Source organism: Streptomyces sp. LBL (genome assembly GCF_029893585.1).
Lineage (GTDB): Bacteria > Actinomycetota > Actinomycetes > Streptomycetales > Streptomycetaceae > Streptomyces.
Map to the genome: position 1 here is coordinate 60,351 of NZ_JARXYX010000045.1, position 9,802 is coordinate 70,152.

Here is a 9,802-nt window from a genome sequence, read left to right on the forward strand (position 1 = left end):
GAGGGTGAGCCCCGGGGCGAACTCACCCAGTGTGCGCCTGCTGTTACGGCGCCGCCGCGTCGATGGCCTTCACGATCCGCTTGTCGGAGACGGGGTACGCCGTGCCCAGCGCGTGCGCGAAGTAGCTCACCCGCAGCTCCTCGATCATCCAGCGGATGTCCAGCACCGAGGACGGAACCGGGCGCCCCTGGGGCATCTGCTCCAGCAGCCACGCGTACTCGTCCTGCATCTCGTGGACCTTCTCCATCCGGGACGTGTCCCGCTGGACGTTCGTCGGCATCTGCTGCAGCCGCCGGTCCGCGGCCACCAGATAGCGCATCAGGTCCGGCAGTCGCCGTATCCCCGCCGCCGTCACGAAACCCGGCTTCACGAGGGCGTCCAGCTGCTTGCGCACGTCGGTCAGGTTCGACAGCAGCACCGGGCTCCGTACGCCCTTCAGACGACGCTCACAGGCCTGCCAGGCGGCCAGCACCTGCTGCACCTGCCCCACCGTACGGACCGTCGTGTCGACGATCTCCGCCCGCACCTTGTCGTACAGCTTCCGGTACGACTCCTCGTCCCACGCCGGCCCCCCGAAGTCGCCGATCAGCTTGTCCGCCGCCGCCGTCGCGCAGTCGTCGAACAGCGCCTGGACCGACCCGTGCGGATTCGCGGACAGCGCGATCTTCTGCGCGTTCGTCAGCTTCTCGGATGCGAACTTCGCGGGGTTGACCGGGATGTTGCGCAGGATCAGCCGCCGCGTGCCCTTCCACATCGCCTCGGTCTGCTCGGCCTCCGTGTCGAAGAGCCGTACGGACACGGTGTTCGCCGTCGGTCCGTCGTCGACCAGCGCCGGGTACGCCCGCACCGGCTGCCCGGCCCGCCGCGTCTCGAAGACACGGGCGAGCGAGCCGATCGTCCAGTCGGTGAGGCCCCCCCGTTCGACGGACTCGCCGCCCTGGCGCTCCGCCGTGGCCGCTGCCGCCTGGGACAGGGCCTGCCTCGCCTTCGGCTTCAACTGGAGCTTCAACGCCTCCAGGTCCTTGTCCTCGGCCAGCTTCCGGCGCCGCTCGTCGACGATCCGGAAGGTGATGCGCAGATGGTCCGGGACCTTCGACCAGTCGAAGTCGTCCGCCTCGAACGGCACCCCGACCATCCGTCTGAGCTCACGCGCCATGGTCGTGGTGAGCGGCTCCTGGAGGGGCACCGCCGTGGCCAGGAACCGCTTCGCGAAGTTCGGCGCCGGCACGTAGTGGCGGCGGATCGGCTTCGGGAGGGACCGGATCAGCTCCGTCACCACCTCTTCCCGCAGGCCCGGAATCTGCCAGTCGAACCCCTCGTCCGTGACCTGGTTGAGCACGTGGAGCGGAACGTGGACCGTCACACCGTCCGCATCCGCACCCGGCTCGAACTGGTACGTCACCCGGAACTTCAGCGGGCCCTGCCGCCACGCGTCCGGATAGTCGTCCTTGGTGACCGCCTCCGCCGACTCCCGGATGAGCATCTCCCGCTCGAAGTCCAGGAAGTCGGGCTGCTCATGCCGCTCACCCTTCCACCACGAGTCGAAGTGCGCGCCGGACACGACGTCTTCGGGCACCCGCTGGTCGTAGAAGTCGAACAACGTGTCGTCGTCGACCACGATGTCCCGGCGCCGCGCCCGGTGTTCCAGCTCCTCGACCTCGCTGAGGAGCCTGCGGTTGTCGGCGAAGAACTTGTGGTGCGTCCGCCAGTCACCCTCGACCAGGGCGTTGCGGATGAAGAGCTCGCGGGAGGCCTCCGGGTCGATCCGGCCGTAGTTGACCTTGCGCTGGGCGATGATCGGGACGCCGTACAGCGTGACCTTCTCGTACGCCATCACCGCGGCCTGGTCCTTCTCCCAGTGCGGTTCGCTGTACGTCCGCTTCAGCAGGTGCTCGGCGAGCGGCTCGACCCACTCCGGTTCGATCTTGGCGTTGACCCGGGCCCAGAGACGACTCGTCTCCACCAGTTCCGCCGACATCACGAAACGCGGCGTCTTCTTGAACAGGGCCGACCCGGGGAAGATCGCGAACTTGGCGCTGCGCGCGCCCAGGTACTCGTTCTTGTTGCCGTCCTTCACGTCCTTCATACCGATGTGCGAGAGCAGACCGGCGAGAAGGGAGACGTGGACGCGGTCGGCGGGGGCGTCGTCCTCGTTGAGATGGATGCCCATCTGCTTGGCGACCGTGCGCAACTGCGTGTAGATGTCCTGCCACTCGCGGATCCGCAGGAAGTTCAGGTACTCCTGCTTGCACATACGCCGGAAGGAGGAGGAGCCCCTCTCCTTCTGCTGCTCGCGGAGGTGGCGCCACAGGTTGAGATAGGCGAGGAAGTCACTCGTCTCGTCCTTGAACCGGGCGTGCTGCTGGTCGGCCTGGGCCTGCTTGTCCGCCGGGCGCTCGCGCGGGTCCTGGATGGACAGTGCGGCCGCTATCACCATGACCTCCCGGACACAGCCGTTCTTGTCGGCCTCCAGCACCATCCGCGCCAGCCGCGGGTCCACAGGCAGCTGCGCGAGCTTGCGGCCGGTCTGCGTGAGCCGCTTGCGTGCGTCCTTCTCCGACGGGTCCAACGCGCCCAGTTCCTGGAGAAGCTGGACGCCGTCACGGATGTTGCGGTGGTCCGGCGGATCGATGAACGGGAACTTCTCGATGTCACCGAGACCGGCCGCGGTCATCTGCAGGATGACGGAGGCGAGGTTCGTCCGGAGGATCTCCGCGTCCGTGAACTCCGGACGGGCGTCGAAGTCCTCCTCGCTGTACAGCCGGATGCAGACGCCGTCGCTGGTACGGCCGCAGCGGCCCTTGCGCTGGTTGGCGCTGGCCTGCGAAACCGCCTCGATGGGCAGCCGCTGGACCTTGGTGCGGTGGCTGTAGCGGGAGATACGGGCGAAGCCGGGGTCGATGACGTACTTGATGCCCGGGACGGTGAGCGAGGTCTCGGCGACGTTGGTCGCCAGCACGATCCGGCGCCCGGAGTGCTGCTGGAAGACCCGATGCTGCTCGGCGTGCGAGAGCCGGGCGTACAGCGGCAGCACCTCGGTGAACCTGTACGCCTTCTTCTCGAGCGCGTCCGCGGTGTCCCGGATCTCCCGCTCGCCGGAGAGGAAGACGAGGATGTCCCCCTTGCCCTCGCCCAGCAGCTCCTCGACGGCATCGGTGATCGCGGTGATCTGATCCCGGTCGGAGTCCTCCCCCTCCTCCTCCAGGAGCGGCCGGTACCGCACCTCGACGGGATACGTCCGCCCACTGACCTCCACGATGGGCGCGTCCCCGAAGTGCCGGGAGAACCGCTCGGGATCGATGGTCGCCGAGGTGATGACGACCTTCAGATCAGGGCGCTCGGGCAGCAACCGCGCGAGATAGCCGAGCAGGAAGTCGATGTTGAGGGACCGCTCGTGGGCCTCGTCGATAATGATCGTGTCGTAGGCGCGCAGCTCGCGGTCGGTCTGGATCTCGGCGAGCAGAATGCCGTCCGTCATCAGCTTGACGAAGGTCGCCTCCGGACTGACCTGGTCGGTGAACCGCACCCTCCAGCCGACGGCCTCGCCGAGCGGCGTGTCCAGCTCCTCGGCGACCCGCTCGGCGACCGTACGGGCGGCGATCCGGCGGGGCTGGGTGTGCCCGATCATGCCGCGGACCCCGCGGCCGAGTTCGAGACAGATCTTCGGGATCTGGGTCGTCTTGCCGGACCCGGTCTCACCCGCGACGATCACGACCTGGTGATCACGGATGGCGGCCGCGATCTCGTCCTTCTTCTGGCTGACGGGCAGCTGCTCGGGATAACTGACCGCGGGCACCCGCCCGCGCCGCGCACGCATCCGCTCCTCGGCCTTCGCCACCTCCGCCTCGATCTCGGCGACAACGGCGGCACGGGCCTCCGGCTTGCGAATCCTGCGCGTGCCTTCGAGCCTGCGCCCGAGCCGATGCGCATCACGCAGCGACAGCTCGGCCAGGCGGGAGGCGAGATCACCGAGAACGGGGGTGCCCGGAGCGGGGGTGCCCGGAGCGCTGGCGCCGGGTGCGGGGTGCGTAGACATACGCGGTCCAGGATCGCATCCCCGCGAAATTCCTGGCGAACGCTTTTGCCGCCGGCGTCCGGGACGACACCGGAACGACACCGGAACGGCGAAAACCCCGTCCGGTGGGACGGGGTCTTCGGGGGTGGTGAGGTGCGTGGGTGGGTCAACGACAAGGGCCCCGTCCGTGTGGACAGGGCCTTTGGGTGGTGGCTGGGGCCGGGATCGAACCGGCGACCTGTCGCCCGCGGCGCAGCCGCTATCAGGCAGGGCCAGGCGATCGCTCGTACCAACTGAGCTACCCGGTCACGATGTTTCGGGGAAACCTCAGCGGTCCTGACGGGATGTGCTGGTGGTGAGGTGCGTGGGTGGGGCAACGACAAGGGCCCCGTCCGTGTGGACAGGGCCTTTGGGTGGTGGCTGGGGCCGGGATCGAACCGGCGACCTATCGCTTTTCAGGCGATCGCTCGTACCAACTGAGCTACCCAGCCACGAGGTTTCCGAGGAAACCTCAGCGGTCCTGACGGGATTTGAACCCGCGGCCTCCACCTTGACAGGGTGGCGAGCACTCCAAGCTGCTCCACAGGACCTTGCTGCGTGCACGACAGTGTCGCACACGGTGTTGCGTGCCCCCAACGGGATTCGAACCCGTGCTACCGCCTTGAAAGGGCGGCGTCCTAGGCCGCTAGACGATGAGGGCTATCGGCCCGCCTGGGCGCTTCGCAGCGCGTCGGGGACGTCAGAAGCATATGTGATGGCGGGAGGGATCGCCAAAACGGTTTACGGGGCGTTGGTGGAGGGGGTGGGGGAGGCCGTGGTGGAGGGAGTGGGGGAGGGAGTGGAGGACGTGGACGAGGTGGAGGAGGGCGACGGGGTGGCGCCCGGCTGGTTCTCCTTCGCGAGGTGGCGGCTGACCTCGGCCGTCGTCAGGCCCAGGCCGCCCAGCTTGATCTCGTCCCAGGCCTGGAGGCGGCGGGTGTCGCGGTCCATGTAGAGGATCGAGGCCTCGATGGGATCGGGGTACTTGCCTTCCACCGCGCGCAGACCGCTGCCGCCTGTCGAGCCTTCGATCCGCAGCCGGGTGCCGTACTTCATGATCTCCATGCCTTCGTGGTGGAGGTGACCGGCCAGGACCATCGGGACCGCGCCGTCGGCCTCGCGGGCCGCCGACGGTTCGTGGGCGACGGCGAGGTCGACGGGGGTGCCGGCCGTGCGCTGGTCGCGCAGGGCGGAGGCCAGGCGGGCGCCGGCCAGTTCCTCGGACGCGGCGGCGCCGGGCTTGCTGGAGCGGTCGGGGGTGAACTGGGGGTCGCCGATGCCGGCGAAGCGCAGGCCGGCGACGGTCTCGGCGTTGCCGTTGTCCAGGACGTGCACGTTCTTCATGCGTTCCAGGTAGCGCTGGGTGGTCAGGGAGTCGTGGTTGCCGCGGACCCAGACGTACGGGGCGCCGAGATCCCGGATCGGGTCCAGGAAGCCGTTCTCGGCCGCCGAGCCGTGGTCCATGGTGTCGCCGGAGTCGACGATCACGTCGACCTTGTACTGCTCCACCAGCGAGGCGATGATCTTCCAGCTCGCAGGGTTGAGGTGGATGTCGGAGACGTGCAGGACGCGGATGGTGGACGGGTCGGGCGCGTAGGCGGGGAGCGTGGAGGTGGCGTCGTACAGCTTGGTCACGTTGGTGACCAGGCGGGCCAACTCCTTCTGGTAGACGTCGAATTCGGTGACGATGCTGCGGGCGTTGCCGACCAGGGAGGGCGCGGAGGAGAGCAGCCCGGAGAACTTCGGTTCCAGGACGGATTCGGGGTTCCAGGTGGCGTACGCGGTTCCGCCCGACGCGGCCAGGAGGGTCAGGGCGAGGCCGCCGGCGGCGAGGGCGCGGCGGGGGCGGCGGTACACGGCGAGGCCGAGGGTGGTGGCGCCCGACACCACGGCGACGCAGGAGCGTACGGCGAGGTCGAGGGTGCCGTGCGTGACGTCCCGGCTGACCTCGTCCTGGAGGCCGGAGAGGCGTTCGGGGTGGTCGACGAGGGCCTGGGAGCGGGCGGGGTCGAGCTGGTCGACGTTCACGTCCAGGCGGACGGGGGCGTGGTGGCTGTTCAGTTCCAGCGCGCCGAGCGGGGAGATGTTGATCTTCGTGCCGCCGGTGAGTGACGGGCGCAGGGTCATCGTCGTGTTCATGGGGCCGACCGGGGCCCGTACGTTGCCGACGACCAGCAGGCCCAGCCAGGCGCCGAGGACGACCACGGCGGTGAGGCCGAGCGCGCGGAGCCAGGGCTGCGGCTGGGGGACGAGTTCGGCGGTCGGGTGGGGGCGGTGCGTGCGGGAGCGGCGGGCGGGGGAGAGGCGGGAGCGGCGGGCAGGGGAGAGGCGAGTGCGGGGGCGGGGGGTGAGGGAGCGGCGGGCGAGGGGGCGGGGGGTCCTGCGGAAAGTGTTCAGGAGGTTGCGGACGGCTGCGGGGACGCGGGGCATTGGTCGCGTATGCCCAAGTCCGGGTGCGGGTATGCGGGGGTGCTCAGGACTCTCGTACGGGCGCCGCGTACCGGACAATGGGTCTGTGCTGGAGATGACGCGCGAGGAGTTCGAGGAACTGGTCGCCGAGGCGCTGGACCGGATTCCGCCGGAGTTGACGCGGTTGATGGACAACGTCGCGGTGTTCGTCGAGGACGAACCGCCGGCGGACGATCCCGAGCTGCTCGGGTTGTACGAGGGGACCCCGCTGACGGATCGCGGGGAGTGGTACGCGGGAGTGCTGCCGGACCGGATCACGATCTACCGGGGGCCGACGCTGAGGATGTGCGCGTCACGGGAGGAGGTCGTCGCGGAGTCCCAGGTCACGGTGGTGCACGAGATCGCGCATCACTTCGGGATCGACGACGCCCGGCTGCACGCTCTGGGGTACGGGTGAAGCTCCGCTGACACGGTCGCGTGTCCTCTTGTGGGCGGCGGGAGTTGAACAGGTTGACTCCTTCACCCGCACCGGAGGTGGCTGCTCGTGCGCCCCTTGTACGTACCCGTTCGTCTGGCCGCCACGGTCATGGCCGTCGCCACTGCCGCCGGCTGCATGAGTGTGGGCGACGACGGAGGCGGGCGCGCGAAGCCGTCGCACTCGGCCGCGTCGCGGGGTGGTGAGGCGCCCGACGGCGGGGCGGCGGTGTCGGGCGGTGGTGCGGGGGCGGACGTGGCGGCCGGTGACGGAAAACATGGGGACGGCGGGCACGAAAAGAACAAGAAGGACAAGAAGGGTAAGAAGGGTAAGGGTAAGGCCAAGGGGGAACCGGTGGAGCCGTCGGCCCGGGCGTCGGCGGGAAGCGGCGGGGTGGCCTCGGCGGGCGGCAAGCCGGGGAAGGGGACCGGAAACGGGACCGGCAACGGGAACGGCGGGGACGGGGGCGGGGTGCCGGACGGTCCGGGAGCGCCGTCGCCGACCGGAGCGGAGCCGACGCCCACGCGGACGGTCGAGCCCGAGCCGACGCCGCCGCCCCCGCCCCCGCCCCCGCCGCCGGTGACCCCCGATCCCACGGTCGCCGAGCCCTCGTCGTCGGCGCACGAGCCCCCGGGGCCGCAACTGGCCCAGCGCCTACCGGCCCCTGAGGCGGGGTCACCGGCCGTGTGACCCACGTCAATGTGGATCGGTTTGCCATGGGGGGTCGGAGGTGCGTATGGTGGTAGATCGTTTGATCCTGATGCCCGGCGCCAACGCAGAGCGCGCCGTGTGGCGCGTACTCTCCTTTGCCGTGGCGGACCGCATTGAGGCGGTCGTTTGCGAAACACGGAGTTGACGGGCGCGTGCCGACGAGACTCCGGAAGGTTTCGCATACGCATGTCCATTTCCACCACTGATCACATCGCCGTGCCCGAGAACGAGGGCAGTGGCGAAGCCGAAGGCATGAACGAAGCCGCAGGCATCACCGAAGTCGCCGAGGTCAACGCGGCCACCGAAGTCACCGAAGTCACCGAAGTCATTGAGGGTGCGGCGGACGTTCCCGAGGTCACCGAGGTCACCGAGGGCGTGGCAGGCGTTCCCGAGGTCACCTTCGCGGACCTCGGTCTCGCCGATGCCATCGTGCGCAAGCTCGCCCAGAACGGCGTGACCGCCCCCTTCCCGATCCAGGCCGCGACCATCCCGGACGCCCTGGCCGGCAAGGACATCCTCGGCCGTGGCCGCACCGGCTCCGGCAAGACCCTCTCCTTCGGTCTTCCGGCGCTGACCCGGCTGGCCGGCGGACGCTCCGAGAAGCACCGCCCGCGTGCGGTCATCCTCACCCCGACCCGTGAGCTCGCGATGCAGGTCGCCGATGCGCTGCAGCCCTACGGCGACCAGCTCGGCCTGAAGATGAAGGTCGTCTGCGGCGGTACCTCCATGGCCAACCAGATCTACGCCCTGGAGCGCGGCGTGGACATGCTGGTCGCCACCCCCGGCCGACTGCGCGACATCATCAGCCGCGGCGCCTGCTCCCTGCAGGACATCGAGGTCGCCGTCATCGACGAGGCCGACCAGATGTCCGACCTGGGCTTCCTGCCCGAGGTCACCGAGCTGCTGGACCAGGTTCCGGCGGGCGGTCAGAGGATGCTGTTCTCCGCGACGATGGAGAACGAGATCTCCACGCTGGTCAAGCGCTACCTGACCAACCCGGTCACGCACGAGGTCGACAGCGCCCAGGGCAACGTCACGACGATGTCCCACCACATCCTCATCGTGAAGCCCAAGGACAAGGCGCCGGTCACGGCCGCGATCGCCTCCCGCAAGGGCCGCACGATCATCTTCGTCCGCACCCAGCTGGGCGCCGACCGTATCGCCGAGCAGCTGAGCGAGACCGGTGTGAAGGCCGACGCGCTGCACGGCGGCATGACCCAGGGTGCCCGCACCCGGACGCTGGCGGACTTCAAGGACGGGTACGTCAACGTCCTGGTCGCCACCGACGTCGCCGCGCGCGGTATCCACGTCGACGGCATCGACCTGGTCCTGAACGTGGACCCGGCCGGCGACCACAAGGACTACCTGCACCGTGCCGGTCGTACGGCCCGTGCCGGTCGTACGGGCACGGTCGTGTCCCTCTCCCTGCCGCATCAGCGTCGTCAGATCTTCCGTCTCATGGAGGACGCCGGTGTCGACGCCGGGCGTCACATCATCCAGGGCGGGACGGCCTTCGAGCCGGAGGTCGCCGAGATCACCGGTGCCCGGTCGATGACCGAGGTGCAGGCCGAGTCCGCGGGCAACGCGGCGGAGCAGGCGGAGCGTGAGGCCGCCCAGCTCGTCAAGCAGTTGGAGCGGGCGCAGCGTCGCGCGACCGAGCTGCGCCAGGAGGCCGACCGGCTGGTAGCCCGGGCCGCCCGCGAGCGCGGCGAGGACCCCGAGGCCGCGGTGGCCGAGGCGCAGGCGGCGGTCGCCAAGGCCGTCGAGGCCGCCGAGGCGTCCGTACCCGAGCAGCCGGCGGCGCGGGACGCCGACAAGCCGGAGCGTTCCTTCGAGCGCCGTGACGACCGGAACGACCGCGGTGGTGACCGTGGCGGCGATCGCGGTGGCCGTTCCTTCGAGCGTCGCGACGACAACCGCGGTGGTGGCCGTTCCTTCGAGCGCCGTGACGACAACCGTGGCGGCTTCCGCCGTGACGACCGGAACGACCGCGGTGGTGACCGTGGCGGCGACCGCGGTGGCCGTTCCTTCGAGCGTCGCGACGACAACCGCGGTGGCGGCCGTTCCTTCGAGCGCCGTGACGACAACCGTGGCGGCTTCCGCCGTGACGACCGGAACGACCGCGGTGGTGACCGTGGCGGCGACCGCGGTGG

The 9,802-nt window shown here is 69.7% G+C and carries 5 protein-coding genes and 3 tRNA genes; 3 read left to right on the top strand and 5 right to left on the bottom strand.

Annotated elements, in window-relative coordinates:
• Positions 1-43: 43 nt before the first annotated feature.
• The 5 genes from hrpA to M2271_RS38095 all read right to left on the bottom strand — a co-directional run bounded on the left by hrpA (position 44) and on the right by M2271_RS38095 (position 6,484).
• On the bottom strand, positions 44-4,036 hold the full coding sequence (gene hrpA / locus M2271_RS38075; RefSeq protein ID WP_280892033.1) for an ATP-dependent RNA helicase HrpA: 3,993 nt from the start codon (positions 4,034-4,036) through the stop codon (positions 44-46).
• Positions 4,037-4,429: 393 nt separating this feature from the next.
• A tRNA-Phe gene (locus M2271_RS38080) sits at positions 4,430-4,506 on the bottom strand.
• Between the two features lie 24 nt (positions 4,507-4,530).
• A tRNA-Asp gene (locus tag M2271_RS38085) sits at positions 4,531-4,605 on the bottom strand.
• A 37-nt stretch (positions 4,606-4,642) separates the two neighbouring features.
• Positions 4,643-4,715 (bottom strand) — tRNA-Glu (locus tag M2271_RS38090).
• 80 nt (positions 4,716-4,795) lie between these two features.
• Positions 4,796-6,484, bottom strand: coding sequence for a metallophosphoesterase (locus M2271_RS38095; protein ID WP_280892034.1), 1,689 nt, complete (start codon positions 6,482-6,484; stop codon positions 4,796-4,798).
• An 85-nt stretch (positions 6,485-6,569) separates the two neighbouring features.
• Between M2271_RS38095 and M2271_RS38100 the strand changes: the two genes are divergently transcribed.
• The 3 genes from M2271_RS38100 to M2271_RS38110 all read left to right on the top strand — a co-directional run.
• Entirely contained in the window at positions 6,570-6,920 is a 351-nt protein-coding gene (locus M2271_RS38100) for a metallopeptidase family protein (protein ID WP_280892035.1), read from the top strand.
• Between the two features lie 87 nt (positions 6,921-7,007).
• A complete protein-coding gene (locus M2271_RS38105) occupies positions 7,008-7,628 on the top strand; it encodes a hypothetical protein (protein ID WP_280892036.1) in 621 nt (206 codons plus the stop codon).
• A 207-nt stretch (positions 7,629-7,835) separates the two neighbouring features.
• A partial coding sequence (locus tag M2271_RS38110) for a DEAD/DEAH box helicase (RefSeq protein ID WP_280892037.1) occupies positions 7,836-9,802 on the top strand: 1,967 nt, incomplete at its 3' end.